Annotated in this window: 1 pseudogene; it reads right to left on the bottom strand. The window is 61.1% G+C overall.

The features are described from left to right. A pseudogene (locus V0R37_RS23285) lies at positions 1-203 on the bottom strand (hypothetical protein); the annotation flags it as partial. Positions 204-234 lie beyond the last annotated feature (31 nt).

The raw sequence follows: 234 nt of genomic DNA, 5'->3' as shown, positions 1-234 counted from the left end.
GCGTTTTGCACGGCTTGCTCCAGGCCCTGAATGCGCTGCTGATAGCGGGCATAATTGCGCTCATTGCCATAGCGCACTTGTCGGCCGGCCTCTAGATTCTTTTGTGCCTGCGCCAATTCTTCCTGCGCGCGCTGCACATCGCTTTGATGGCTGCTGGCTGCGGGCGCTGCTGCAGGTGCTTCTGTGTTGCGAATGGCAGGCACAGGGGCAGCGCTGTAAATGCTCGGTGCGCCC

Source organism: Pollutimonas rozaliensis (assembly GCF_048751585.1).
Taxonomy (GTDB): domain Bacteria; phylum Pseudomonadota; class Gammaproteobacteria; order Burkholderiales; family Burkholderiaceae_B.
The sequence above is the reverse complement of the archived record's forward strand: the minus strand, read 5'-3'. Positions and strand labels throughout refer to the sequence as shown.